Here is a 24,361-nt window from a genome sequence, read left to right on the forward strand (position 1 = left end):
GTTTGCTTAGGGCGCGACGGCCCTACCCGCACTTCACCTGCTGAACGACGCCGGTGTCGGCGTTGAACAGGATGTTCAGGCGATCGGGGCGATAGTCCATGGTCACCGGACAGGTCGTGCAGGCCACCCGCCAGCGCGAGGGATCGACCGGCGCCGGGAGGCTGGTGCGCGGCTTGCCGATGAAGGCCTGGGCGTCCTTGAGGCCGCACTGGTCCTTTTCAGGCTCCGAGGCCGTCGGCGTCGCCGGCAAGGCGATGGCCGGGGGCGCGGTGGGCGTGGTCGGCGGCGGAGGCGGCGCGGGCTTGGGCTCCGGAGCGCTGGAGCACGAGGCCAGCAGCAGGGCCAATCCAAGACCCAGTCCCGCCGTGACGCGCTTCATGCCTGCTTCTCCCAACCGCGTTCGGCCCCCTGGCGCCAATACGACACCGGATGCCCCGCCTTCTTGAACACCGACCAGCGCGCGCGCGCCTCCGCGAGCGCCTGATCGTCCCGGCCGTCGAACAGCAGGATGCAGCGAGAAACCCCTGAAAGGTCTCCAGGATCCGCCCCGTCGATCAGGAAAACCGCGTCGCCGTGGTTGGGGTTGCCCTCCTCGGCCGTCAGCAACACCGGCTGGCGTTCGGCCATCGGCTCGCTCGCCAGGCCGTGCGGCAGGAAGCTGTCCTCGCGAAAGGTCCAGAGGTGCTGATCCAGCGCCTCGATCCGCCGGGGATCGCCGCCGCGCACCAACGCCTTCCAGCCGCGCCCCAGCGTCTTTTCCAGAAGCTCGGGCAGCACCGCCTCGAGCGGGCTGCGCTCGAGGTGATAGAACCAGACCTCGCAGGGCGCGGCGTCGGTCACGCTCAGCCTTCGTAGGCGTCGGCGACCAGGCGGTTCAGCAGGCGCACGCCGAAGCCGGCGGCGCCGTCCGGCACGGTCGGGTCGGTCGAGGGCTTCTTCCAAGCCACCGAGGCGATGTCGAGGTGAGCCCACGGCACGCCGTTGACGAACTTCTGCAGGAACAGGCCCGCCGTGATCGAGCCGGCCGGGCGGCCGCCGATGTTCTTCATGTCGGCGATCGGGCTTTCGATCTGCTTCTCGTAGGCGGCCGGCAGCGGCAGGCGCCACAGGCTCTCGCGCTCGGCCTTGCCAGCGGCGAGAAGCTTTTCGGACAAGCCGTCGTTATTGCTGAACAAACCGGCGTAGTCGTGACCCAGCGAGATGATGATCGCGCCGGTCAGGGTCGCCAGGTCGATCATGAACTGGGGCTTGAAGCGCTCCTGCGTGTACCAGAGCGCGTCGGCCAGCACGAGGCGGCCCTCGGCGTCGGTGTTGATGACCTCGATCGTCTGGCCCGACATCGAGGTGACCACGTCGCCCGGACGCTGGGCGTTCCCGTCGGGCATGTTCTCGACGAGGCCCAGCACGCCGATGGCGTTGACCTTGGCCTTGCGGCCGGCCAGGGCGTGCATGACGCCGGCCACGGCGGCCGCGCCGCCCATGTCCCACTTCATGTCCTCCATGCCGTCGGCCGGCTTGATCGAGATGCCGCCGGTGTCGAAGCAGACGCCCTTGCCGACGAAGGCGATCGGCTGGGCGTTCTTATCGGCCGCGCCCATCCATTTCATGATCACCAGCTGGCTTTCGCGGACGCTGCCCTGGCCAACGCCCAGCAGGCTGCCCATGCCGAGCTTGGCCATCTCGGCCTCGCCCAGGATCTCGACTTCCAGGCCCAGGCTTTCCAGGCTCTTGGCGCGGGCGGCGAATTCTTCGGGATGCAGGATATTGGCCGGCTCGGAGACGAGGTCGCGGCTGAACACGATGGCGTCCGCGAGCGCCGAGAGCGGCTCATAGGCCTTTTGCGCCTTGACCGGATCGGCGGCGGCGACCTTGACCACCTGGACCGAGGGCTTCTTCTCGGCCTTCTCGGTCGTGCGGTACTTGTCGAAGCGGTAGGCCGCCAGGCGCGCGCCGAAGGCGGCGCGAGCGGCGCTCTCGGCGTCGGCGCCCATCTTCAGGACCAGCTCGGCCACGCCCGAGGTCTTCACGGCCTGATAGGCGGCGGCGGCGGCGGTCTCGACCGCCTCGGGCTCGACAGCGCCTGAGCCATCGACGCCGACCAGCACGACGCGCGCGGCTTCCAGACCATGCGGCGCGACGAGGTCCAGGGTCTGCCCCTTGGCGCCGGTGAAGCGCCCGCCGGCGATGGCGCGCGCCAGGGCGCCGCCCGTGGCCTCGTTCGCCGCCTTGGCCTCGGGCGACAGCGCCGCGCCTTCGTGAGCCAGAACCGCGAGGGCGGCCGTGGCGCCGGCCTGGGTGTCGACGGGAACGAACTCGATACGCATTCCGCGCTCCTGCATCTGGGCGACTTTGACGGGCGTCGCGATCGCCGCGCGCCCTGCTTCAACAAGCGGGCATAGTCCAATGCCGCGCCTTAGAAAAGGCTCCGTTCGGCCCCAGTCGGGACAGCCAAGTCAGGTCCCTGGATTGCGCCGATGCAAAGCCCCCGTGTAGAACGGCGCATCTTCGGGGTTCGTCCCACGAATCCATTCCCCCGAACCCGTCTTCATGCGCCTCATCGAACGCTATCTCTTCCGCCAGTTGCTGGGTCCGACGCTTCTGGCGACCGCGGCCCTGGTGGCGCTCGCCTTGCTGGCGCGCAGCCTGTCGGAGTTCGACGTGCTCGTGGAGCAGCGTCAGAGCGCGGTGGTGTTCCTGAAGATCATCCTGCTGGCCCTGCCCCAGCTCTTGGCGATCATGATGCCGCTGGCCCTGTTCGTGGCGGCGCTGGTGGCGCTGAATCGTCTGCACACAGAGCAGGAGATCGTCGTCTGCTTCGCCGGCGGCATGAGCCGCTGGGCGGTGATCTCGCCCGCCATGCGCCTGGCCGTGCTGGCGGCGCTGATCGCGCTGATCTCGAGCCTATGGCTGCAGCCCTGGAGCGCGCGTCAGATCCGGGAAACGGCCTTCGACATCAAGACGGACGTGGCCTCGACGCTGGTCCAGCCGGGTCAGTTCACCGAGCCGGGTCCGGGCCTGACCGTCTACGCCCAGTCGATCGACCGCGATAACAAGATCCAGAACCTGTTCATCCACCAGGAAATGCCCAACGGCGGGGCCTCGACCTATTCCTCCCGCGAGGCCGAGATCGCCACGCGCAAGGGCCAGCCGGTGCTGATCATGCGGCATGGATCCAACCAGCAGTTCTCCCGCCAGGGCGTGCTGCAGTACACCTCGTTCGACGAGTACACCTTCGACCTGTCCAGCCTGTTCCGCAGCGACGAGCTGCTGCACTACAAGATCGCCGACCGCTATCCGCACGAGCTGTTCTTCCCCGACCTGACCCAGGACTGGGAGCGCCAGAACAAGGACAAGATGCTGGCCGAGGGGCATTCGCGCTTCGCCGGCCCGCTCTACAACCTGGCCCTGATGGCCATGGCCCTGGCGGCGGTGATCGGCGGTCCGTTCAGCCGCATGGGCTATGGCAAGCGGATCGCCGCCGTCGGCGCGGCCGCGGGCGTCGTCCGCATCATCGGCTTCGGCGTGCAAGCGGCCTGCGCCGACGCGCCCGAACTGAACGTCCTGCAGTACGTCGTGCCGCTGGCGGCGATGGGCTGGGGCTTCTCGCAGATCTTCCGCCAGAAGGTCTCGCGCCGTCGCGCGGCCAAGCTGGCCAAGCAAGCGCCGGCCTATACGGGAGCGGCCGGATGATCACCATGGGCATGCTCGAACGCTACGTGCTCAAGCGCACCATGAGCGCCCTGGTCGGCGCCCTGGCCGTGCTGGGGGCGATGGTGATGCTGATCGCCTTCGTCGACATCGCGCGCAATGTCGGCACGCGCGCCGACGCCAGCTTCTTCCAGCTCCTGTACCTGACGGTGCTGCAGGCCCCGGCGACCATCCTGGTGCTGGCGCCGTTCGTCTTCCTCTTTGGCACCATGTGGGCGTTCGTCGAGCTCAACCGGCGTAGCGAGCTGATCGCCATGCGCGCGGCCGGCGTTTCGGCCTGGCGCTTCATCATGCCGGCCGCCGCCGCGTCCTTCGTGATCGGCCTTCTGACCATCATCCTGCTGAACCCGCTCACCACGGCGATGACCGCGCATTTCGAGACCGAGCGCGATCACCTGATGAACGGCTACCTGAAGGACACGCCGAAGGGCACCTGGCTGCGCCAGGGCGACGACAAGACCCAGATCGTCATCCGGGCCCGGGGGCGCGACATCGTCGACGGCTCCGTGCGCCTGCGCAGCGTCTCGCTGTTCGTCTATACGCTGAACAAGAAGGGCGTGATGGACTTCACGCGCCGGATCGAGGCCAACGAGGCGCGGCTGGAGCCAGGTTTCTGGCGGCTGACCGGCGTGCGCGAGGCCACGCCCGGCGCCGGCGCGATCCGCTCGGACAGCCTGTCGATCCCGTCAAACCTCGACGACCGCACGGCGTCCGAGCGCTTCAACACGCCCCAGGCGGTGGCGCTATGGCGGCTGCCGGCGACGATCAAGCGCGCCGAGGACGCCGGCTTCTCGGCCGCGCCGTTCAAGCTGCGCCTGCAGCAGGACCTGGCCACGCCCCTGCTCTTCTCGGCCATGTCGGTGCTGGCGGCGGCGTTTTCGCTGCGCCTGATGCGCCTTGGCGGCCTGGCCGCGCTGGCCGGCTCCGGCGTCGCGCTAGGCTTCGGGTTCTTTTTCTTCAACGAGCTGTGCAGCACCTTGGGCAAGGCCGACGTTCTGGCCCCGTCCATCGCCGCCTGGACGCCGCCGATCGTGGCGCTTTTGGCGGGCTTCACTTTGCTTTGCTATACGGAAGATGGGTGAGTCATTGCTTCCAGGGTCATTCATGACTGAACAGCGTCCCAGCACGTCGTCGGCCGGCCGCGCCCTGCTTCTGGGCGGCGGCGCCTGGCTGGCGCTCGCCTGCGCGGGCGCGGCTCACGCCCAGACCAGCCTGGCGTCGATTCCGCAGGTCCCGGCTGTCCCAGCGCCGCCATCCGACGGCCTGGGCGATGACGGCTATTATCTGGAATCGGATCTGCTGATCCGCGACGACCAGGCGCAGAAGATGACCGCGCGCGGCTCGGTCGAGGCGCGCTATCAGGGCCGCACCTTGCGCGCCGACGAGGTCGTCTACGACACCAAGACCGGCACCGTGGTCGCCAACGGCCACGTCCAGCTGATCAACACCGACGGCACCGCCGAATTCGCCGACCATCTCGAGGTCGACGAGGACATGAAGGCCGGCTTCGCGCGCAACTTCTCGGCGCGCCTGGGCCAGAACGTGAAGGTCGCCGCCGCGACGGCCGTGCGCCGCAACGCCAATATCCAAGAGCTGAACAGCGCCATCTACACCCCCTGCGAGGTGTGCGCCGAAAAGCCGACGCCGACTTGGTCGGTGCAGGCCGACCGCATCGTCCAGGACAAGAAGCGGCAGCTGATCTACTACAAGAACGCGGTCATCCGGGTCTGGGGCGCTCCGCTCCTGTACATGCCGCTGTTCTGGCACCCCGATCCGCAAGCCAAGCGCAGCTCCGGCTTCCTGGCCCCCAAGATCACGCCCTATTCCAAGAGCCGGGGCCTCTCGTACGAGCAGCCCTATCTCTATCTGATCTCGCCGTCGTCCGACGTGGTGATCACGCCCCAGATCAACACCAAGGTGAACCCGTTCCTGAACGTGAACTACCGCAAGCGCTTCTATTCGGGGATGCTTGAGGCGCGCGGCGGCGTCACCTACGACAAGGACTTCGACATCCACGGCGACCGCTTCGGCAAGGCGACGTCGCGTAGCTACATCCTGGCGAACGGCAAGTTCGACATCGATGAAAAGTGGAAGTGGGGCTTCTCGGCCGAGCGCGCCTCCGACGCCCTGATCTTCGACCGTTACAAGATCACGGACGTCTACCAGCAGCGCGGCCTGTTCACGAGCGACGACCATCGGCTGGTCTCGCAACTGTACGCCACCCGCCAAGCCCAGCGGTCGTGGTTCTCGGTCTCGGCCGTCTCGGTCCAGGGCCTGCGCGTCGTGGGCACCAGCGAGAGCGGCACCGCCAACGCCTTCGAGAACAGCGGGGCCTTCCCGCTGATCGGCCCGCTGATCGAGACGCGCTGGGAGCCTGACTCGCCCGTCCTCGGCGGCCGCCTGCGCCTGCAGGGCACGGGGGTGATGCTGAACCGTTCGGAGTCGCAGTATGGCGAGGCCCCCTATTATCTGGGCGCCTACAAGGGCCAGGACGGCGTCGACTCCAGCCGCGCCAGCGTGAAGGCCGACTGGCGGACCAGCACGATCGTCGGCAACGGCCTGAAGGTCTCGCCCTTCGCCCAGGCCCGCGCCGACGCCTATTCGATCAAGACCTATCTGACCGCCGCGGCCGCCGCCCTGGGCGACGATGACAAGCAGACCTACACCCGCTCGCTGGGCGTCGCGGGGGTCGATTTCAGCCTGCCGCTGTACAAGGCGCTGTCCAACGGCGGCAGCGTCGTGCTGGAGCCCCTGGCCCAGGTCGCCGCCGGGTCCGAAAGCTCGCGCGTGCCGGTGGTGGTCGCGCGCGATGGAACCAAGACCTATCTCTACAACGAAGACAGCGCGACGCTGGAATTCGACGAAACCAACCTGTTCCAGGCCAACAAGTCGCCGGGCTTCGACCTTTACGAGGGCGGGCAGCGGCTGAACGTCGGCGGACGCGCCACCTATGCCCTGCCGGACGGCCGCGGCGGCAGCATCCTGGTTGGCCGCAGTTTCCGCACCAAGTTCGACCCGCTGCTTCCGGTCCGCACCGGCCTGCAAAGCAAGTCGTCGGACTGGATCGTGTCGGCCACCGTCACGCCGATCCGGGGCGTCACGGCGTTCGCCCGCACGCGTCTCGATTCCGACACCCAGGAAATCCAGCGCATCGAAACCGGGATCGACGCCTATACGCAGCGCGGCTGGGCCACGATTCGCTATCTGAAGGACGAGCTGGACGCCAACGGCAACCAGCAGGAAAACTTCGAAGCCCGCGGCGAACTGAAGCTGACCAAGAAGTGGGCCCTGACGGCCTTCGGCCAACGCGACATGGTCGCCGATGTTTGGCGCCGACGGGACCTGGGCGTGGCCTATACCGACGACTGCATCCGCATCGATGTGATCTACCAACAGGAAGACCGTTACGCCTCGACGGCGACCGGCATTCGGCTGCAGCCGGATCGAACGATCAGCTTCCGCCTAACGCTCGCCACATTGGGTGATACAGGGTACAGCTCAAGCAAGTAACCGCGCTTGGGGGCGTGCGGGTGTGGCCCGCATGCCTGCTTGCGCGCCTCGGGGCGACGGCCGAAAGGAAAAAACGCCGACATCGGCGGGCGCCGCCTTCGAAACCATGATAACCGACCGCGCTCCCCAAGGGGCGGCCTGGGCCTAGAGGAACGACACTATCCATGCGGTCTGCGCGTAGCGTGACGACTTTCGCGGCCGGCGCCGCGTCCATTCTGGCCCTGACGGCGGCGAGCTTCGCCCCGGCCGCCCTGGCCCAGGAGCAAGCCGGCGCGCCGCCGCAGGTGGAGGCTCCTCCGGCCGCGCCGCAAGCGCCGGCTCAGCCCGCCGCGCCCGCGCCGCTATCGGAAAGCGTCGCCGCCGTCGTCAATGACGACATCATCTCCAGCTACGACCTGATGCAGCGCATGCGCCTGCTGATGGCGACGTCGGGCATGCAGCCCACGCAGGAAAACCTGCCGCAGATCCAGCAGGAAGCCCTGCGCTCCCTGATCGACGAGCGTCTGCAGATGCAGGAGCTGCGTCGCGTCGAGAAGCAGCAGAAGATCACGATCATCTCGACCGACAAGGAAGTCGACGAGCAGGTCGCCGACATCGCCCAGTCCAACAAGATGACCCCCGACCAGTTGAAGCAGTCGCTGGTCCAGCAGGGCATCGGGATCGAGACGTGGCGCGCCCAGCTGCGAGCCGACTCCAGCTGGCAGTCCTGGATCCAGGGTCGTTATGGGTCGCGCCTGCGGATCGGCGAGGACCAGATCAAGGCCTATCAGCGCCGTCTGGCCGAGTCGGCCGCCAAGCCTCAGTACCAGATCAGCGAAGTCTTCCTGGACGCCAGCCGCGTCGGCGGCATGGAGGTCGCCGTCAACGGGGCCGCCCAGCTGATCACTCAGATGCAGCAAGGCGCGCCCTTCGCGGCCGTGGCCCGTCAGTTCTCCGGTTCGGCCACCGCGGCCAATGGCGGCGACGTGGGCTGGATCAGCCCGGGCGAGATGCCCGCCGAGGTCGACGAAGCCCTGGAACAGCTGCGCCCTGGCCAGCTGTCGCGTCCGATCCAGGTCAAGGACGGCGTCTACATCATCTATCTGCGCGACAAGCGCGCGGGCTCCAAGACCGCCATCGTCGACCTGAAGCAGGTGGCCGCGCCCCTGCCCGCCAACGCGACCGAAGCCCAAGTCGCCGCGGCCACCAAGCTGCTGACCGACCTGAAGCCCAAGATCACCAGCTGCCAGACCCTGGAAACCGTCGCCGGCAAGGTCGACGGCCTCGTGGCCGGCGATCTGGGCGAAGCCGAGATCACCGACCTGGCCCCGGCCTTCCAGGAGGCGGCCAACAAGCTGGATGTCGGCCAGATCTCCGATCCGATCCGCACCGACGCCGGCCTCCACCTGATCGCGGTCTGCGGCAAGCGCCAAGGCGGCGCCAACGCCCCGACCCATGACCAGATCGAGAACCGCCTGCGCGGCCAGCAGCTGGCGCTGATCTCCAAGCGCTATCTGCGCGACCTGCGCAACCAGGCGACCATCGAGACCCGGTGACGACCCCCTCTCCCTTGGCGCGGCCGCTCGCCCTCAGCGCCGGCGATCCGGCCGGCGTCGGCGGCGAGATCATCGCCAAGGCCTGGCGCGCCCTGCGCGAGGACGGACCGCCCTTCGTCGTGATCGGCGACGCCCAGTTGCTGGCCTCGGCCGGCGGCGAGATGAAGGTCCGCAAGGTCACCCGCCCGCGCGAGGCGCTGGACGTCTTCGTAGACGCCCTACCGGTCATCGACATTCCCCTGCTCTCGCCCGTGATCGCGGGCCAGCCTTCGCCGGCCTATGCGCCGCAGGTGATCCGCTGGATCGAGACGGGCGTCGGCCTGGCCTTGTCGGGCGAGGTCGCGGGCCTGGTCACCGCCCCGATCGCCAAGGCGCCGCTCTACGACGCCGGCTTCAAGTTTCCCGGTCACACCGAGTTCCTGGCTGAACTGACCGCCGCCGAGCGCTTCGAAGGCCCGCGCGGCCCGGTGATGATGCTGGCGGCCGGCGACCTGCGCGCGACCCTCGCCACCATTCATACGCCGATCGCCAAGGTTCCCGGCGCCCTGACGATCGAGGGCATCGTCAACACCGGCCTGGTGACCGCCGACGCCCTGCGCCGCGATTTCGGGATCGCCGCGCCGCGCCTCGCCATCGCCGGCCTGAACCCTCACGCGGGCGAAGGCGGCGCGATCGGCCGCGAGGAGCTCGAGATCATCGGCCCCGCCGTCGAGAAGCTTCGCGCCGCCGGCGTCGACGCCCAGGGCCCCTCGCCCGCCGACACCCTGTTCCACGCCGAGGCGCGCGCCCGCTACGACGGCGTCCTCTGCATGTACCACGACCAGGCCCTGATCCCGGTGAAGATGCTGGACTTCTGGGGCGGCGTGAACATCACCCTGGGCCTGCCGATCGTGCGCACCTCGCCCGACCACGGCACAGGCTTCGACATCGCTGGACGCGGGATCGCCCGTCCCGATAGCCTGATCGCCGCCATCAAGCTGGCGGACGAGATCGCCGCCCGCCGCGGCGCCTGAGAGAACCAAAGATGAGCCTGGCCGACCTGCCGCCCCTGCGCGAGGCCCTGGAGCGCCACGACCTGATGGCGCGCAAGAGCTTCGGCCAGCACTTCCTGCTGGACCTGAACGTCACGCGCAAGATCGCCCGCCTGGCCCAGGTCGGCGAAGGCGACACGGTGGTCGAGGTCGGACCCGGCCCCGGCGGCCTAACCCGCGCCCTCTTGGAAACCGGCGCACGGGTCGTGGCGATCGAGAAAGACAGCCGCTTCCTGCCGCTGCTGACCGAGGTCGCCGAGGTGGCCGACGGCCGGCTGTCGCTGGTCGAGGGGGACGCTTTGAAGGTCGATGGCGCCAAAGCCGCCGGCGGTCCCGCGCACGTGGTCTCGAACCTGCCCTACAACGTCGGCACCCAACTCTTGATCAACTGGCTGACCGGCCCGTTCCGCCCGCTGTCGATGACCCTGATGTTCCAGAAGGAAGTCGCCGACCGCATCGTCGCCCAGCCGGACGACGACGCCTATGGACGCCTGGCCGTGATCGCCCAGACCCTATGCGAGGCGCGGACGGTCATGGACCTGCCGGCCAAGGCCTTCACCCCGCCGCCCAAGGTCGCCTCGGCCGTCGTCCGCCTGGTTCCGCGCCAGAATCCTCCGCCCTCCGACGTGGTGGCGGCGCTGGAGCGCGTCACCGCCGCCGCCTTCGGCCAGCGCCGCAAGATGCTGCGTTCCAGCCTCAAGGCGCTGGGCGGCGGCGAGCTCTGCGAAAAGGCCGGGATCAGCCCCGACTCCCGCGCCGAGGTAATCGACTTGGCGGGCTTCCTGGCTCTCGCCAGGGCGACCTTGGCCTAGGGCATTTCCGATAGTGTGAAACGGTTATCGGATCGAAAAATGCTCTAGACTTTTGAATGAGAGCCAACGGCATCCGCGAACGCGCCTGCGCATGACCGCCCGCGCATCACGGGTAAGCGCCATCAAAGCCTATTGACGGTAGAGCCTCGGGTCTCCAGCTTGTCGCCGGGGATGAGCGGGGCGAACGTGACGACCAAACGCGCGGCGAAAGCGCCTTCAACGGTCGCGCGGCGCCTGCTTCTGATGGCGCTGACGCTGGCCGCGCCGGCCATCCTGCTGATGGGCCTGCTTGTCGCCACGCAGTACGCGGAGGGCCAGCGCCGCTTCGCCACGCAGCTGACCGCCATGACGCGCGCTCTGTCGCTGGCGACCGACCGCCAGATAGGCCAGGGCCAGAGCGTGTTGCAGGGGCTGGCGGTCTCGACCGCGCTGGCGGAAGGCGATCTCAAGACCTTCGAAAAGCAGGCGCGCGCGGCGACCGAGGGGCGCGACGGCTGGATCGTGCTGATGACCCCCGACGTTCAGCTGATCAACACCCGGATTCCGCCCGGCCAACCGACTCCGATCGCGCCCGTCGCGCCCCACTCCTGGCGGGAGATGACCACGGGCAAGTCGAACGTCAGCAACCTGATCCCCCGCCCCGGGAAGGCGCCGATCATCGGGGTCAACATGCCCGTGCTGGTGAACGGACAGCTGCTTGTGCTGGCCTATATGCAGCATCCGGCCGCGTTTCACGCCCTGATGACCGCCCAGGGTTTCCCCAACAGTTGGACGGCCAGCATCGTCGATCGCAACGCCGCATTGGTGGCCCGCTCGCGCGATCAGGACACGATGCTAGGCCGGCTCGCCAGCCCCGACATGCGCAAGGCGATGGCCGTCGCCAATGACGGGGTCGTGCACACCCACACCCTGGAGGGCGTGCCGACGCTTTCCGCTTTCAGCCGCTCGTCGACCTATGGCTGGACCTTCATCGTGGGGGTGCCGCGCGGCGAGGTCGATCGCGCGGTGCTCGGCTCGCTGGGACCGGCGCTGGCCGGCGCCGCCCTGATGATCGCCCTGGCTGTGGCGGCCGCCTTCGGCTTCGCGCGCCCCATATCACGCGATGTTCGCACCCTGGTCGGCGAGGCCGAGACCCTGGCCGCGGGCGCGCCCCTCGATCCAGCGCCGTCCCACCTTCTGGAAATCGCCGAGGTGCGTCGCTCGCTCCGCGCCGCCGCGGCCGTGCTGCGCCAGCGCGAGGCCGAGGCGAACCAGGCGGCCGAGCGCCAGCAATTGATGATCAACGAGCTGAACCATCGGGTGAAGAACACCCTGGTGGTGGTGCAGTCCCTGGCCCGACACAGCCTGCGGGACGGCGGCGCGCTGGGCCTGCGGCAGTTCAACGACCGCATCCACGCCCTGGCCAGCGCCCACGACCTCCTGACCCGTCGTAGCTGGGAGGGCGCGGACCTCGGCGAAATCCTGGCCGAGACGCTTCAGCCGTACGCCGCCCAGGTGAGCCTGGACGGCCCGCCCCTGCCGCTGTCGCCCAACGGCGCGGTGGCGATGGCGATGATCTTCCACGAGCTGGCGACCAACGCCTCGAAGTACGGCGCGCTGTCGCGAGAGACCGGCCGCGTGATGATCGACTGGCGTACCGAAAGCCGAACCAGGACCGTGGTTCGCTGGGAGGAGCGCGGCGGCCCATCCGTCAGCCCGCCCGAACGCCGGGGCTTCGGCTCGCGCCTGGTCGCCGCCAGCCTGAAGGGCGAGCTGGCCGGTTCGGCCAACTTCGATTACGCGCCCGAAGGGCTGACCTGTGTCCTGACGATCCTGGCTCCGCTCAGGGCCTAGAGCATTTTCCGACAAGTGTGAAACGGTTATCGGATCGAAGAATTCCATAACCTTCTGAATTAGAGATCTTTTTATCCGATCTGATTGATCCGGTCAGATTGGAAAGGGCTCCTGGCAAGCCGACGACCGATCGTCGCAGCGCCCCGTTGTCGCCTTGGCTTAGCCATCGACGGCCCGCAAAAGAGACTCCTCGTCGTAGGGGAGTTTTCGCGTGAGCCTGTCGTTTCTGATCGGAGCCATCCTGGGCTCGGGCCTGTTCATCGCCCTGGGGCGCGCGCCCGCCGAGAAGCTGATCGCCTTCGTGCAGGAACGCATCCGCGGGAACTAACGGCGCCGTTGGGTCTTTTTTGGACAAGGTCGCGCAGGGCGGCCGTTCAAGGAGTCCCCAAGATGTCCATTCTCGCCTGGCTTCTTCTCGGCCTGATCGCCGGCTTCATCGCCAGCAAGCTCGTCAACCGCTCGGGCAGCGGCGTGCTGCTGGATATCGTGCTGGGCATCGTCGGCGCGTTCGTCGGCGGCTGGCTGTTCAACCAGTTCGGCAACAGCGGCGTGTCGGGCTTCAACCTCTACAGCCTGCTGGTCGCCACCATCGGCGCCATCGTGGTGCTGGCGATCTACCACCTGATCTTCGGCCGTCGCGCGCTGTAAGCGGCGCGCCCGCGGCGGCGGGCCTCCCGAGGTCCGCCGCTGATCCTCTAGATCTCTTCCTTCAGAAGATCGCCCACCAGGTTTCCAATCCACGGGTTGCGAGAGCGCTTCAACCGCTCGGCGTGGTAGATGTGGGCGAGATCCGCGTAGGCGCGGTCGAAATCATCATTCAGAATGACGTAGTCGAACTGCTCCCAGGCGGCGACCTCGTCCTTGGCGCGCGACAGGCGCCGATGGATGACCTCTTCGCTGTCCTGGCTGCGCGTGTGCAGGCGACGGCTCATCTCGGCCAGGGACGGCGGCAGGATGTAGACCAGCACGCTGTCTTCCTTGGCCTGGGCGTGGACCTTCATCGCGCCCTGGAAGTCGATGTCGAACAGGGCGCTCTCGCCCCGCTCCAGGGCGTCCATGATCGGCGGCTTGGGGCTGCCGTAGAAGTTCCCGTAGACCTCGGCCCACTCCAAGAAGGCGTCCTGGTCGATCATCTCCTGGAACTTGTCGCGCGTGACGAAGTGATAGTCACGACCGTCATGCTCGCCCGGACGCGGGTCGCGGGTCGTGGCGCTGATCGACAGGTGCAGGTCGTTGTGGTCCGAGACCAGGCGGCGGGTCAGCGAGGTCTTGCCGACGCCGGACGGCGCGACGACCATCAAAAGCAGGCCGCGATGGGGATGGTGGGGCTTATTCAACGTTCTGGACCTGCTCGCGGAACTGCTCGATCACGGCCTTGAGCTCCAGACCGATCGCGGTCAGGGCGGTCAGGGCCGACTTAGAGCAGAGGGTATTGGATTCTCGCATGAATTCCTGGGAGAGGAAGTCGAGCCGGCGGCCCGACGCGCCCTCGCCCGCCAGCAGCCCGCGCGCGGCGGCGACGTGGCTGGCCAGGCGGTCGAGTTCCTCGCGCACATCGGCCTTCACGGCCTGGGCGGCGGCTTCCTGGACGATGCGCTCCTCGGCCGCGCCCTCGCCGATCAGCTCGGCCATGCGGCGGGCGAAGCGCTCCTTCAGCACCGAGGGCTGGGCGGCGGCTTCGGTCTCGGCCTGACGGTTCAGGTCCTCGATCCGGTCGACCAGACCATGCAGCACCGGCGACAGGGCCGCGCCCTCCTCAAGGCGCGCGGTCTTCAGGCCGTCCAGCGCCTGAGCGATCGAGGCGGCCATGGCGGCCTCGACGGCGGCGCGGGTCTCGGCGTCGTCCTCGTCCTCACGCGCCTCGATGACGCCCTTAAGCGCCAGCAGGCCGTCCAGCGACGGCTTGGCGACCATGCCGGTGGCGACATACGGCCCGCCGGCGGTCAGGTAGCGCTCCAGAACCTGGATGTTGACCTTGGTCTCGCCGCTGCTCTCGCTCCGCTTGGCCTGGACGCCTACGGTCAGCTGGCCGCGTTGGAAGCGGGCCTGGGCGCCGTCGCGGGCGGCGCGTTCGAGACCTTCGAAGCCCGGAGGTCCGCGAAAACGGGTCTCCAGGTTACGGCCGTTGACGCTGCGCGCCTCGACCGACCAGGACCAGGCGCCGTGCGCGCCCTCGATGCGGGCGAAGCCCGTCATTCCGGACAAGGCCATAGGCTCAGCCCCCCGTCTTGGCGGCGCGCTGGCGCTCGATCTCGCGCCACTTGGCGACGTTGGCGTTGTGCTGCTCAAGCGTCGAGGCGAAGACGTGGCCGCCCGTGCCGTCGGCGACGAAGTAGAGATCGCCCGTCTTGGCCGGATTGAGCACCGCCGCCAGGGCCGCGCGGCCCGGATTGGCGATCGGCGTCGGCGGCAGGCCGGCGATCAGATAGGTGTTGTACGGCGTCGGGCGGCGCAGCTCGGACAGCAGGATGCCGCGGCCCAACGGACGGCCGCGCGAGATGCCGTAGATGATGGTCGGGTCCGACCCCAGCCGCATGCCGGTGCGCAGGCGATTGACGAAGACGGCGGCCACGCGCGGACGTTCTTCCGGCAGGCCGGTCTCTTTCTCGACGATCGAGGCCAGTGTCACGGCCTCCTCCTTCGAGGCGAACGGCAGGCCCGGCTGGCGGCTGGCCCAAAGGGCGTTCAGCACCTTGTCGCGATCGTCCATCATCCGCTGCAGAACGGCGGCGCGGTCCTCGCCGCGCTGGACTTCGTAGGTTTCCGGCAGGATCGCGCCTTCCGGCGGCGTCGCGGCCTCGCCGGTCAGGACGTCGGACTTGTTGAGGATGTCCATCACCATGTCCGAGGTCAGGCCCTCGGGAACGGTGATCCAGTGGCGCACGATGCGGCCGCGACGAATGGCGTCCAGGATCGAGGCCATCGAGGCGCGCGACTTGAACTCGTACTCGCCCGCCTTCAGCGAGCGCGCCGCGCCCGTCAGCTTGGCGGCGGTCATGAAGATCGAGGACGAGCCGATGACGCCGCCCTTCTGGAGACTGGAGGCGATTTCCGGCAGGCTGGAGCCCTTGCGCAGGACCACGGTCGTGGTCTCGCCCGATGGCGCGGCGGGGCCCGGGCCCTGATAGACCCAGAGCGCCGCCAGCAGAGCCAGCACGCCAACCGCCACGAAGGTGGCGACGGCGCCCAGCAGGCCGCGCGTCAGCCGGCTGGCGGCCGACGCGGTCTCCCGGCGGGAGGACTTGCCCCGCGTGGTCTTCTTGCGGGGAGACGGCTTCTTGCTCACGAGATTTTCTTGAACACCACGGTGGCGTTGGTTCCGCCGAACCCGAAGCTGTTGGACACGGCCACGTCGATCTTCATCGGAACGGCCTTGTTCGGCGCCAGATTCATGGCGACGTGGACGTCGGGGTTGTCGAGGTTGATGGTCGGCGGCGCGATCTGGTCGCGGATCGCCAGGATCGAGAAGATGCCCTCGATCGCGCCGGCCGCGCCCAGCAGGTGGCCGGTCATCGACTTGGTCGACGACATGACGACGTTCTTGGCGTGGTCGCCCAGGAAGCGTTCGACGGCGCCGGCTTCCAGGCCGTCGGCCATGGTCGAGGTGCCGTGGGCGTTGACGTAGTCGATGTCCGAAGGCTTCAGGCCCGCGTCCTTGACCGCCGCCGCCAGGGCCCGGCCGCCGCCTTCGCCGTCTTCCGAGGGCGCGGTGATGTGGTGGGCGTCGCCCGACAGGCCGTAGCCGACCACCTCGGCGTAGATCTTGGCGCCGCGCGCCTTGGCGTGTTCGTACTCTTCCAGCACCAGGACGCCCGCGCCCTCGCCCATGACGAAGCCGTCGCGGTCCTTGTCGTAGGGGCGCGAGGCCTTTTCAGGCGTGTCGTTGAACGCGGTGGCCATGGCGCGGCAGGCGATGAAGCCCGCGACGCCGACCTTGCAGACCGCCGCCTCGGCGCCGCCGGCGATCATCACGTCGGCGTCGCCGTACTTGATCAGCCGCATGGCGTCGCCGATGGCGTGGGCGCCGGTGGCGCAGGCCGTCACGACCGCGTGGTTGGGCCCCTTGAAGCCGTACTTGATCGAGACCTGGCCGGAGATCAGATTGATCAGGGCCGAAGAGATGAAGAACGGGCTGACCCGCCGGGGGCCCTTGGCCTCCAGCTCGATAGCGGTGTCGGCGATCGTCGACAGGCCGCCGATGCCCGAGCCCAGGATGACGCCCGTGCGCCAGCGCTGTTCGTCGGTTTCAGGAACCCAGCCCGAATCCTTGATGGCCTCGTCAGCGGCGGCGATGCCGTACAGGATGAAGTCGTCCACGCGCTTCTGGTCGCGCGGGCTCATGGTCTGGTCGGGATCGAAGCTGCCCTCGACGTCCGGACCGCCGCCGCCGCGACCGTCGACCCGCGGCACTTCGCAAGCGACCTGACAGGCATAGTCGGTCGGATCGAAGGCCGTGATGCGGTTCGCGCCGGACTTGCCGGCCAGAATGTTCTTCCAGGTGACATCAACGCCCTGGCCCAGAGGGGTCAGCAGGCCCAGCCCGGTGACGACGACTCTACGCATGGATCACTCCCAACCTTCGGCGCGGAGCGTGGTATCTGGGGGTTCCCTCGACACAACGCCACCCGCGAATCTTGGCCTCAAACGAAAACCGCCGCGCGCACGATGGCAAGAGCCCGTGCGACGCGGCGGAAATGGTCTAGTTCGCTTGGCGAACCCGACGCCTTTTAGGCGGTCTTTTCCGTGATGAACTTCACGGCGTCGCCAACCGTCTGGATGTGCTCGGCGGCGTCGTCCGGGATTTCGATGTCGAATTCTTCTTCGAACGCCATCACCAGCTCGACGTTGTCGAGGCTGTCGGCGCCCAGGTCGTCGATGAAGGAAGCCTTCTCGGTGACCTTCTCGGGATCGGCATCCAGGTGCTCGATGACGATCTTACGCACGCGCTCGAGAATGTCGGACATTCTGTTCAGTCCCTCGTTTAGAAATTTTCCGCCTGTTTCGCACGAAGCTCCGCTTCGCCTCAACAAACGTTCGGCGCTCCGCCTATCACGTTCCTTTTCGGCTTACTAGCGGGTCGCCGACAAAGGAACAGGAACGACCTAGATCATCGCCATGCCGCCGTTCACGTGCAGGGTCTGGCCGGTGACGTAGCCGGCGTCGTCGCTGGCCAGGAAAACGCAGGCCGCGGCGATGTCGCGGCCCTCGCCCAGCTTGCCGGCGGGAATCGTCGACAGGATGCCGGCCTTCTGCTGCTCGTTCAGGGCGTCGGTCATCGGGCTGGCGATGAAGCCCGGCGCGACGCAGTTGACGGTCACGCCGCGGCTGGCCAGTTCCTGGGCCAAGGCCTTGGAAAACCCGATCATTCCGGCCTTGGAGGCCGCGTAGTTGGTCTGGCCGGGGTTGCCGGTGACGCCCACCACCGAGGTGATGCCGATGATGCGGCCGGCGCGGCGTTTCATCATGCCCTTGGCGGCTGCGCGGGCCAGGCGGAAATAGCCTTCCAGGTTCACCTTGATGACGGTGTCCCAATCCTCGTCCTTCATGCGGACGATCAGGCCGTCGCGGGTGACGCCGGCGTTGGCGATCACGATGTCGAGCGGGGCGCCAGCGGCTTCCTCGGCCTTGGCGACCAGGCCATCGACCTGTTCGGCGTCGGACAGGTTGGCGACGACGGTCGAGGCGCGATCGCCCAGTTCCGCCTTCAGATCGGCCAGGGCCGATTCGCGGGTGCCGGAGAGCACGACATGCGCGCCCTGGGCGTGCAGGGCGCGGGCGATGGCCCCGCCGATGCCGCCGGTGGCGCCGGTGACGAGGGCGGTCTTGCCGGTGAGGTCGAACATTTGGCGTGTTCCTTGGCTTAGAGCGGCTCTATTTCAGAGCGATTGGGCGAAGGCTTCGAGATCGGCGGGCGTGTTCAGCGGCGTCGCCTCGGCGTCCGGGGCGATGCGCTTGGCCATGCCCGACAGCACCTTGCCGGCGCCGGCCTCGGCGAAGCGGGTGACGCCGCCTTGGGTGGCCAGCCAGGTCATGCTCTCGCGCCAGCGGACGCGGCCAGTGACCTGCTCGACCAGCAGCTTGCGGATGACGTCCGGATCATGGACCGGGGCGGCCGTGACGTTGGCGACCAGCGGCGCGCGCGGCGCCAGGATCGTGGTCTTCGAGAGCGCTTCGGCCATCTCGTCGGCCGCCGGCTGCATCAACGGGCAGTGGAACGGGGCCGAGACGTTCAGCGGAATGGCCCGCGCGCCCAGCTCCTTGGCCTTCTCGATGGCCTTGTCGACGGCCGCCTTGGCGCCCGAGATCACGACGTTGCCGTTGTTGTTGTCGTTGGCGACGACACAGACGCCGACTTCCGAGCCGGCCTTGGCGGCCTCTTCGGCCAGAGCCAGATCCGTCTTGGGGCCGATCAGCGAGGCCATGGCGCCCTCGCCCACCGGCACGGCGCGCTGCATGGCCTGGCCGCGCAGCTTCAGCAGGCGCGCGGTGTCGGCCAGGGTGATGGCGCCGGCGGCGGCCAGGGCCGAGTATTCACCCAGGCTATGGCCAGCCACGAAGGCGGCCTTGTCGACGCCCACGCCGAATTCCTTTTCCAGCGTGCGGGTCACGGCCAGGCTGACGGCCATCAGGGCCGGCTGGGCGTTCTCGGTCAGCGTCAGGTCGCCCTCGGGGCCTTCCTTCATCAGGGCGAAAAGCTTCTGGCCCAGGGCGTCGTCGACCTCCTGGAACACCTCGCGGGCGCTGGCGAAGGCGTCGGCGAGATCGGCGCCCATGCCGACCGACTGGCTGCCCTGCCCCGGAAAAATGAAGGCGATGCTCATCTAAGCCCGCTCCGTTCTTTGTAGATTCAAGGCCGGGAGGGTTAGGGGAAAGCCGCCGGAGGGGCAAGTGCGGCGCGCATAGGCCAAGGCTTGCAATCAGCGCGGCCACGTCCAAAGTGCGCACGCCCACGTAGCTGGACCATCATTCCTTCGGAGTCGCGCCATGAAGACCGTTCTCGCCGGTGTCGCCGCAGCCGCCCTCGCCTTCGCGTCCCCCGCCCTTGCCGCCCTGAAGGTCGGCGACAAGGCCCCGGACTTCAGCGCCAAGGCCGCCCTGGCCGGCAAGGATTTCGACTTCAACCTGGCCAAGGCCCTGAAGAAGGGGCCGGTGGTGCTGTACTTCTTCCCGGCCGCCTACACCTCGGGCTGCACCGCCGAGGCGCACGAGTTCGCCGAGGCCACGCCCGAGTTCGAGAAGCTGGGCGCGACGGTCATTGGCGTGACGGCCGGCAATGTCGACCGCATCAAGGACTTCTCCAAGGAGCACTGCCGCGACAAGTTCGCCGTCGCCGCCGCCGACAAGGCCCTGGTCAAGAGCTACGACGTGGCCCTGGCGGTGAAGCCGGACTGGTCGAACCGCACCTCCTACGTGATCGCGCCGGACGGCAAGATCCTGCTGTCCTACACCGACGGCAACTTCATGGGCCACGTGACCCAGACCATGGGCGCGGTGAAGGCCTACAACGCGGCCAAGAAATAACGAGCCTTTTGCGGTTTCAGCCAGCCGCGCGGGTTGAGGCCCGCGCGCGCCGGCGCCCATGATCGGCCATGACCGATCCCGTCCAACTCGAACTGGCTGTTCGCGGCCTCGCCGTCGGGGCTTTCGCCGCCACGGGCGTGTCGCTGGCCGCCAGCCGCAAGATGACTCCCATGCGCTGGCTGGGGGTCCTTCTGATGGCCTGTGCGATCGCCCACGTGATCGACAGCCATTCCTTCTATGCCCACCGCCGCCATTTCAGCATCTTCGCCTGGGCCTTGTCCGCTTGGGCGGGCGGCGTCTTCTGGCTGTTCTGCTCGGTCCTGTTCGAGGACGAGCCTAAGATCCCTCTCTGGCGCCTCGCCATTCCGGCCGTCGTCGTCGCTCTGTGGGCGGCCGGCGCGATCCTGCCGCCCTCTCCCGCGCGAGCGGCGGTCTGGTGGACCTTCTCGGCCTTCTCGGTCGCCCTGCACGGGCACATCCTGCTGATGGCGTGGCGCGGCTGGCGGATCGATTTGGTCGAACGCCGCCGCCATCTGCGCGCGCCCATCGCGGCGGCGGCCACGGGCTACATGTTCGTGCAGACCCTGTGCGACTTCGGCTTCGGTCACGGCCCCATCCTGCCCAGCCTGGCGCAAGCCGTGGCGCTGGCGGGCCTGGGCGTCGGTTCCGCCCTGGCCCTGCTGCGCGCCGAACCCGTGCTGGTTTCGGCCGCGAGTCTCGATCCGATAAAGCCCAAGAGCGTCGAAACGCTTGATCTGACTCCCGCCGACCGCCTGATCCTGGCGCGCCTGGACAAGGCCATGAGCGAGAACGAGGTCTGGCGGGGCGAGGACCTGTCGATCGGCGGCCTGGCCGCCCTGGTCGGCGCGCCCGAGCATCGCCTGCGCAAGCTGATCAACGGCACGTTGGGCCATCGCAACTTCGCCGACTACGTCAACGGCCGACGCATCGAGGCGGCGAAGGCCGCCCTGGCCGATCCGGAACAGGCGCTGAAGTCGGTCTCGACCATCGCCTATGAGCACGGCTTCGGCTCGCTGGGCCCGTTCAACCGCGCCTTCCGCGCCGTCGTCGGCGTCACCCCGACCGCCTGGCGCCAGCAGGCCACCCCGCCGATCGCTCATCTGCGGCTGGTCGAAACTGGGCAAGCCGCGCCGAAAACCGACAAGAGCGCCTGATTTCGCGGGCGGCGAGACCCGCTTCAAGCCCGACGCTTCCTTGGAGCGGTTCATCGCCAAGGAGCCCCTCGATGCTCGAAACCATCCTCGCCTTCGCCCGCAACTGGCTGAGCGGCGTGCAAGTCGACGTCACCCGCTATGTGATTTTCTCGGTCGGCGTCTGGCTGGCCTTGTGGGTCGTGCTGGCCGCGCCGCTGGCCGGTCGAAAGATCCGCGACAGCCGCCCGCCCGCGCGACAGCTACTGACCGAGTTCGCCGTGTCGATCCGCTCGATCATGATCTTCTCGACGGTGGGCCTGCTGACCTTCGGCCTGTTCCGGGCGGGCCTGCTGCCGGGTCCCTACATCGCCCGGAGCTGGGGGCCGGTCTGGTTTTGGACCAGCCTCGCTCTGATGATCGTCGCCCATGACGCCTGGTTCTACTGGACGCATCGGCTGATCCACGACCGGCGCCTGTTCCGGAGCTTCCACCGGCGGCATCACCGGTCGAACAATCCTTCGCCCTTCACCGCCTACAGCTTCGACCTGGGCGAAGCCTTCATCAACGGGATCTTCGTACCGCTGTGGATGATCCTGGTCCCGACCCAGTGGCCGGTGGTGGGCCTGTTCATGCTGCACCAGATCGTCCGCAACACGATCGGCCACTCGGGTTACGAGTTGTTCCCCGCCCGCAAGGACGGCCGTCCCCTGATCCCGTGGCTGACGACGGTCACCCACCACGACCTGCACCACGCCCAAGCGGGGTGGAACTACGGTCTCTATTTCACCTGGTGGGACAAGCTGATGGGCACCGAGCACCCGGACTATCTGAAGCGCTTTTCCGAGGTCACGGCCCGCAAGAACCGCAAGCTGGAGGCTACCAGTTCGCCTTCACCAGCTTGACCATGGCGCGGGCGTCCTGCAGCCGCCATTGCTCACGGTCGGTGTTGACGCCGCGCAGGCTGACCGTGAACTCCGCTGGGATGTCGAAGGGACGCGTGAGCGACAGGTCGACGCCCTCCTCGCCGGTCGAACCGCCACCGAACGCGATGGAGCCCACCGGCTTGCCTTCCAAGATCAAGGACGAGCGGATATTGGCGCGGGCGACCGGGATCTTGTTCGGCACGGCCACGGCTTGGCTGGCGTCCATGTCCATGGAGACGCGGACATAGTTGGCGCGCGGCACGAGGCCGAAGCCAAACGCCTTGGACATCGACGAGCGGACCTTGGCCTCGCGGTCATTCCACGTGGCTCCGAGCGCCAGCGAGCGCTGGCCGATGCGATCGTCGTCGGGCTTCTGCGTCAGGTTGAGATCCAGGCCGTAGGTCGGATTCTCGATCGTGCCCGCGCTCTTGACCGTCAGGGCGACTTTCTGGGTGTCGGTGGACAGGTCGAGCGGCAAGGCCGCCGAATAGCCGGCGAAACGGCCATCCTTGGCCGAGACCGACATATTGGGCTTCTGGATGAGCTCGGCGCACGCCGGGCCGCCGACGGCGAACGCCGTCGCGAGCGCGATCGTGAAGCGTGACCTCATCCCCATATCTGTCTGCTAGCATACACATCCCAGAGGTTGAACCCCTGGCCGGGCGATTTGTATGACCTGGAAGCCCGGCGCCGATATCGGCGGCAAAGCCCGATGCGGCTTGCCTTTCGGCCCCATCTTCTGTAATAGCGCGCGTTCTCACGGAAGGCGGTCTTGCACGCACCCATCCGGGACCGGGGTTTCCCCGCTCGGCGTGCCGGATCCATCGTGGTCGACGGACTTCCGTCGTCGCCCGCGCCGCCTTCCACAACGGAAGAAGGAAAACATGGCGTTCTACGAACACGTGGTCATCGCGCGGCAGGACATCTCGCCGCAACAGGCCGAAGCTCTGAACGAGCAACTCAAAGCCCTCATCGAAGAGAATGGCGGTCACATCGCCAAGATCGAGTACTGGGGCCTGCGTAACCTCACCTACCGCATCAAGAAGAACCGCAAGGGTCACTATTCCCTGCTCGCGATCGACGCCCCGGCGGCGGCCGTGAAGGAAATGGAGCGCCAGCTGCTCATCAACGAAGATGTGCTGCGCTTCATGACCATCCGCGTGGAAGAGCTGGACCTCGAGCTGTCGCCCGTGCTGGCCCGTCGCGATCGCGGCGATCGCCCGGAGCGTCCGCGCGAAGAATTCGGCGCTCAGGCGTAAGGGAGAAGAGAGATCATGACCGATACGACCGCTCCCGAAGCCGGCGCTCCGGCCGCCGCCGCTGGCGGCGCCCGCCGTCCGTTCTTCCGTCGCCGCAAGGTTTGCCCGTTCTCGGGCGCCAACGCGCCGAAGATCGACTACAAGGACGTGAAGCTGCTGCAGCGCTACGTCTCCGAACGCGGCAAGATCGTGCCGTCGCGCATCACCGCGGTGTCGGCCAAGAAGCAACGCGAACTGGCCAAGGCCATCAAGCGCGCCCGCTTCCTGGCTCTGCTCCCCTACGTCGTGAAGTAAGGGAGACGCCACGATGAAAGTCATTCTGCTCGAACGCGTTGAAGGCACCGGCGTCCTCGGCGACGAAGTCACCGTCAAGGACGGCTTCGCCCGTAACTACCTGCTGCCCCGCGGCAAGGCCCTGCGCGCCACCAAGGCGAACCTGGCCCACTTCGAAGCTCAGCGCGCTGAGATCGAAGCCCGCAACGTCAAGAACCGCGAAGCGGCCGCCAAGAACGGCGAAGCGCTGGACGGCACGCAATACGTCCTGATCCGTCAAGCCGGCGAAAGCGGCCAGTTGTACGGTTCGGTCGCCGGTCGCGACGTGGCTGACGCCATCCGCGCCGAAGGCGGCAAGGTCGACCGCTCGATGGTCGTCCTGGACAAGCCGATCAAGACGCTGGGCGTCCACGAAGTGAAGGTGAAGCTGCACGCCGAAGTGACCATCACGGTCACCCTGAACATCGCGCGCAGCGCCGACGAAGCCGAGCGCCAAGCGCGCGGCGAGAACGTCATCGCCTCGCAGTTCGAAGAAGAACGCGCCGCCGAAGCCGAAGCCGCCCAGGACCTCCTGGAAGGCGGCGCCGGCTCGCACGAAGGCGACTACGCCGAAGCCTAAGATCCCTCTGGGTTCTGAACGTTTCAAGAGAACGGCGCGGAGCAATCCGCGCCGTTTTTTTCTGCGTCGCAGCATAGAAATGCTCAGCTTGTGTGCATGAGGTCGCAATCCCATGTTCGCCGTGGGGGCAATCAAGACCCCCGCCTCGGGGCGTAAGGACACATGTCCGCGCCCCGGCCACGA

At 67.8% G+C, this 24,361-nt stretch carries 25 protein-coding genes; 14 read left to right on the forward strand and 11 right to left on the reverse strand.

The genetic code is table 11. From position 1 onward, the window contains the following. Positions 1-22: 22 nt before the first annotated feature. From CSW60_RS02575 to CSW60_RS02585, 3 genes are read right to left on the reverse strand one after another with little or no spacing between them, the layout of a single operon-like run. Positions 23-379 (reverse strand): peptidase inhibitor I78, encoded by a 357-nt coding sequence (locus tag CSW60_RS02575; RefSeq protein ID WP_201722952.1) that lies wholly within the window; start codon positions 377-379, stop codon positions 23-25. Then, the gene (locus CSW60_RS02580) at positions 376-840 is read right to left on the reverse strand and encodes a DNA polymerase III subunit chi (RefSeq protein ID WP_099535770.1); all 465 of its coding nucleotides are present in this window, start codon (positions 838-840) and stop codon (positions 376-378) included. The genes CSW60_RS02575 and CSW60_RS02580 overlap by 4 nt, the downstream gene beginning before the upstream one ends. A 2-nt stretch (positions 841-842) precedes the next feature. After that, complete coding sequence (locus tag CSW60_RS02585; protein ID WP_099535771.1) at positions 843-2,324, reverse strand: leucyl aminopeptidase; 1,482 nt, start codon at positions 2,322-2,324, stop codon at positions 843-845. A 223-nt stretch (positions 2,325-2,547) separates the two neighbouring features. Between CSW60_RS02585 and lptF the strand changes: the two genes are divergently transcribed. From lptF to CSW60_RS02625, 8 genes are all read left to right on the forward strand, one after another. Further along, on the forward strand, positions 2,548-3,690 hold the full coding sequence (gene lptF, locus CSW60_RS02590; RefSeq protein ID WP_099535772.1) for an LPS export ABC transporter permease LptF: 1,143 nt from the start codon (positions 2,548-2,550) through the stop codon (positions 3,688-3,690). Continuing rightward, complete coding sequence (gene lptG, locus CSW60_RS02595; RefSeq protein ID WP_099535773.1) at positions 3,687-4,790, forward strand: LPS export ABC transporter permease LptG; 1,104 nt, start codon at positions 3,687-3,689, stop codon at positions 4,788-4,790. Before lptF ends, lptG begins: the two co-directional genes overlap by 4 nt. Next, the gene (locus CSW60_RS02600) at positions 4,783-7,218 is read left to right on the forward strand and encodes an LPS-assembly protein LptD (RefSeq protein ID WP_099535774.1); all 2,436 of its coding nucleotides are present in this window, start codon (positions 4,783-4,785) and stop codon (positions 7,216-7,218) included. Before lptG ends, CSW60_RS02600 begins: the two co-directional genes overlap by 8 nt. Positions 7,219-7,382: 164 nt before the next feature. Further along, positions 7,383-8,753 (forward strand): peptidylprolyl isomerase, encoded by a 1,371-nt coding sequence (locus CSW60_RS02605; RefSeq protein ID WP_099535775.1) that lies wholly within the window; start codon positions 7,383-7,385, stop codon positions 8,751-8,753. Between the two features lie 14 nt (positions 8,754-8,767). Then, positions 8,768-9,766 (forward strand): 4-hydroxythreonine-4-phosphate dehydrogenase PdxA, encoded by a 999-nt coding sequence (pdxA, locus tag CSW60_RS02610; protein WP_099535776.1) that lies wholly within the window; start codon positions 8,768-8,770, stop codon positions 9,764-9,766. An 11-nt stretch (positions 9,767-9,777) separates the two neighbouring features. Then, positions 9,778-10,596 (forward strand): 16S rRNA (adenine(1518)-N(6)/adenine(1519)-N(6))-dimethyltransferase RsmA, encoded by an 819-nt coding sequence (rsmA, locus tag CSW60_RS02615; RefSeq protein ID WP_099535777.1) that lies wholly within the window; start codon positions 9,778-9,780, stop codon positions 10,594-10,596. 186 nt (positions 10,597-10,782) lie between these two features. Beyond that, positions 10,783-12,429, forward strand: coding sequence for a sensor histidine kinase (locus CSW60_RS02620; RefSeq protein WP_201722953.1), 1,647 nt, complete (start codon positions 10,783-10,785; stop codon positions 12,427-12,429). A 390-nt stretch (positions 12,430-12,819) separates the two neighbouring features. Then, the gene (locus tag CSW60_RS02625; protein ID WP_099535779.1) at positions 12,820-13,077 is read left to right on the forward strand and encodes a GlsB/YeaQ/YmgE family stress response membrane protein; all 258 of its coding nucleotides are present in this window, start codon (positions 12,820-12,822) and stop codon (positions 13,075-13,077) included. A gap of 47 nt (positions 13,078-13,124) precedes the next feature. On the opposite strand, the gene gmk is transcribed toward CSW60_RS02625, so the two are convergent. The 7 genes from gmk to fabD form a co-directional block, all read right to left on the reverse strand. Next, positions 13,125-13,766, reverse strand: a complete 642-nt coding sequence (gmk, locus tag CSW60_RS02630) for a guanylate kinase (RefSeq protein WP_099535780.1) — start codon at positions 13,764-13,766, stop codon at positions 13,125-13,127. Beyond that, entirely contained in the window at positions 13,759-14,640 is an 882-nt protein-coding gene (locus CSW60_RS02635) for a YicC/YloC family endoribonuclease (RefSeq protein WP_099535781.1), read from the reverse strand. Before CSW60_RS02635 ends, gmk begins: the two co-directional genes overlap by 8 nt. A 4-nt stretch (positions 14,641-14,644) precedes the next feature. Then, complete coding sequence (gene mltG / locus CSW60_RS02640) at positions 14,645-15,715, reverse strand: endolytic transglycosylase MltG (RefSeq protein WP_099535782.1); 1,071 nt, start codon at positions 15,713-15,715, stop codon at positions 14,645-14,647. After that, positions 15,712-16,992: a beta-ketoacyl-ACP synthase II gene (gene fabF, locus CSW60_RS02645; protein WP_099535783.1), complete on the reverse strand. Its 1,281-nt coding sequence runs from the start codon at positions 16,990-16,992 to the stop codon at positions 15,712-15,714. The genes mltG and fabF overlap by 4 nt, the downstream gene beginning before the upstream one ends. 164 nt (positions 16,993-17,156) lie before the next feature. Continuing rightward, positions 17,157-17,393 (reverse strand): acyl carrier protein, encoded by a 237-nt coding sequence (locus CSW60_RS02650; RefSeq protein WP_004615098.1) that lies wholly within the window; start codon positions 17,391-17,393, stop codon positions 17,157-17,159. 138 nt (positions 17,394-17,531) lie between these two features. Further along, positions 17,532-18,272 carry a 3-oxoacyl-[acyl-carrier-protein] reductase gene (fabG, locus tag CSW60_RS02655; protein WP_099535784.1) on the reverse strand — a complete coding sequence of 247 codons (741 nt, stop codon included), beginning with the start codon at positions 18,270-18,272 and terminating at the stop codon, positions 17,532-17,534. A 33-nt stretch (positions 18,273-18,305) separates the two neighbouring features. Beyond that, positions 18,306-19,250 (reverse strand): ACP S-malonyltransferase, encoded by a 945-nt coding sequence (gene fabD, locus CSW60_RS02660; RefSeq protein WP_099535785.1) that lies wholly within the window; start codon positions 19,248-19,250, stop codon positions 18,306-18,308. A 163-nt stretch (positions 19,251-19,413) separates the two neighbouring features. Here fabD and CSW60_RS02665 point away from each other — a divergent pair, with 163 nt between their 5' ends. From CSW60_RS02665 to CSW60_RS02675, 3 genes are all read left to right on the forward strand, one after another. Further along, entirely contained in the window at positions 19,414-19,950 is a 537-nt protein-coding gene (locus CSW60_RS02665; protein WP_099535786.1) for a peroxiredoxin, read from the forward strand. 68 nt (positions 19,951-20,018) lie between these two features. Further along, entirely contained in the window at positions 20,019-21,125 is a 1,107-nt protein-coding gene (locus CSW60_RS02670; protein WP_099535787.1) for an AraC family transcriptional regulator, read from the forward strand. 71 nt (positions 21,126-21,196) lie between these two features. Beyond that, positions 21,197-22,006 (forward strand): sterol desaturase family protein, encoded by an 810-nt coding sequence (locus CSW60_RS02675; protein ID WP_099535788.1) that lies wholly within the window; start codon positions 21,197-21,199, stop codon positions 22,004-22,006. Here CSW60_RS02675 and CSW60_RS02680 read toward each other — a convergent pair. Continuing rightward, a complete protein-coding gene (locus CSW60_RS02680) occupies positions 21,981-22,643 on the reverse strand; it encodes a hypothetical protein (RefSeq protein ID WP_099535789.1) in 663 nt (220 codons plus the stop codon). The genes CSW60_RS02675 and CSW60_RS02680 overlap by 26 nt on opposite strands. A gap of 268 nt (positions 22,644-22,911) precedes the next feature. Here CSW60_RS02680 and rpsF point away from each other — a divergent pair, with 268 nt between their 5' ends. Genes rpsF through rplI form a run of 3 tightly spaced genes read left to right on the forward strand, consistent with a single transcriptional unit; the run spans position 22,912 to position 24,178 of the window. Next, positions 22,912-23,286 (forward strand): 30S ribosomal protein S6, encoded by a 375-nt coding sequence (gene rpsF / locus CSW60_RS02685; RefSeq protein ID WP_099535790.1) that lies wholly within the window; start codon positions 22,912-22,914, stop codon positions 23,284-23,286. A gap of 15 nt (positions 23,287-23,301) precedes the next feature. Continuing rightward, on the forward strand, positions 23,302-23,580 hold the full coding sequence (gene rpsR / locus CSW60_RS02690; protein ID WP_004615089.1) for a 30S ribosomal protein S18: 279 nt from the start codon (positions 23,302-23,304) through the stop codon (positions 23,578-23,580). 13 nt (positions 23,581-23,593) lie between these two features. Continuing rightward, the gene (gene rplI, locus CSW60_RS02695; RefSeq protein ID WP_099535791.1) at positions 23,594-24,178 is read left to right on the forward strand and encodes a 50S ribosomal protein L9; all 585 of its coding nucleotides are present in this window, start codon (positions 23,594-23,596) and stop codon (positions 24,176-24,178) included. Positions 24,179-24,361: the final 183 nt, after the last annotated feature.

The organism is Caulobacter sp. X (assembly GCF_002742635.1).
Lineage (GTDB): Bacteria > Pseudomonadota > Alphaproteobacteria > Caulobacterales > Caulobacteraceae > Caulobacter.

What these genes read in the sequence shown, in the direction of transcription:
- CSW60_RS02575 (WP_201722952.1), bottom strand. Translation starts at nt 379, where the DNA reads ATGAAGCGCGTCACGGCGGGACTGGGTCTTGGATTGGCCCTGCTGCTG.
- CSW60_RS02585 (WP_099535771.1), bottom strand. Translation starts at nt 2,324, where the DNA reads ATGCGTATCGAGTTCGTTCCCGTCGACACCCAGGCCGGCGCCACGGCC.
- lptF (WP_099535772.1), top strand. Translation starts at nt 2,548, where the DNA reads ATGCGCCTCATCGAACGCTATCTCTTCCGCCAGTTGCTGGGTCCGACG.
- lptG (WP_099535773.1), top strand. Translation starts at nt 3,687, where the DNA reads ATGATCACCATGGGCATGCTCGAACGCTACGTGCTCAAGCGCACCATG.
- CSW60_RS02600 (WP_099535774.1), top strand. Translation starts at nt 4,783, where the DNA reads ATGGGTGAGTCATTGCTTCCAGGGTCATTCATGACTGAACAGCGTCCC.
- CSW60_RS02605 (WP_099535775.1), top strand. Translation starts at nt 7,383, where the DNA reads ATGCGGTCTGCGCGTAGCGTGACGACTTTCGCGGCCGGCGCCGCGTCC.
- rsmA (WP_099535777.1), top strand. Translation starts at nt 9,778, where the DNA reads ATGAGCCTGGCCGACCTGCCGCCCCTGCGCGAGGCCCTGGAGCGCCAC.
- CSW60_RS02625 (WP_099535779.1), top strand. Translation starts at nt 12,820, where the DNA reads ATGTCCATTCTCGCCTGGCTTCTTCTCGGCCTGATCGCCGGCTTCATC.
- CSW60_RS02635 (WP_099535781.1), bottom strand. Translation starts at nt 14,640, where the DNA reads ATGGCCTTGTCCGGAATGACGGGCTTCGCCCGCATCGAGGGCGCGCAC.
- fabF (WP_099535783.1), bottom strand. Translation starts at nt 16,992, where the DNA reads ATGCGTAGAGTCGTCGTCACCGGGCTGGGCCTGCTGACCCCTCTGGGC.
- CSW60_RS02650 (WP_004615098.1), bottom strand. Translation starts at nt 17,393, where the DNA reads ATGTCCGACATTCTCGAGCGCGTGCGTAAGATCGTCATCGAGCACCTG.
- fabG (WP_099535784.1), bottom strand. Translation starts at nt 18,272, where the DNA reads ATGTTCGACCTCACCGGCAAGACCGCCCTCGTCACCGGCGCCACCGGC.
- fabD (WP_099535785.1), bottom strand. Translation starts at nt 19,250, where the DNA reads ATGAGCATCGCCTTCATTTTTCCGGGGCAGGGCAGCCAGTCGGTCGGC.
- CSW60_RS02665 (WP_099535786.1), top strand. Translation starts at nt 19,414, where the DNA reads ATGAAGACCGTTCTCGCCGGTGTCGCCGCAGCCGCCCTCGCCTTCGCG.
- CSW60_RS02670 (WP_099535787.1), top strand. Translation starts at nt 20,019, where the DNA reads ATGACCGATCCCGTCCAACTCGAACTGGCTGTTCGCGGCCTCGCCGTC.
- CSW60_RS02675 (WP_099535788.1), top strand. Translation starts at nt 21,197, where the DNA reads ATGCTCGAAACCATCCTCGCCTTCGCCCGCAACTGGCTGAGCGGCGTG.
- CSW60_RS02680 (WP_099535789.1), bottom strand. Translation starts at nt 22,643, where the DNA reads ATGGGGATGAGGTCACGCTTCACGATCGCGCTCGCGACGGCGTTCGCC.
- rpsF (WP_099535790.1), top strand. Translation starts at nt 22,912, where the DNA reads ATGGCGTTCTACGAACACGTGGTCATCGCGCGGCAGGACATCTCGCCG.
- rpsR (WP_004615089.1), top strand. Translation starts at nt 23,302, where the DNA reads ATGACCGATACGACCGCTCCCGAAGCCGGCGCTCCGGCCGCCGCCGCT.
- rplI (WP_099535791.1), top strand. Translation starts at nt 23,594, where the DNA reads ATGAAAGTCATTCTGCTCGAACGCGTTGAAGGCACCGGCGTCCTCGGC.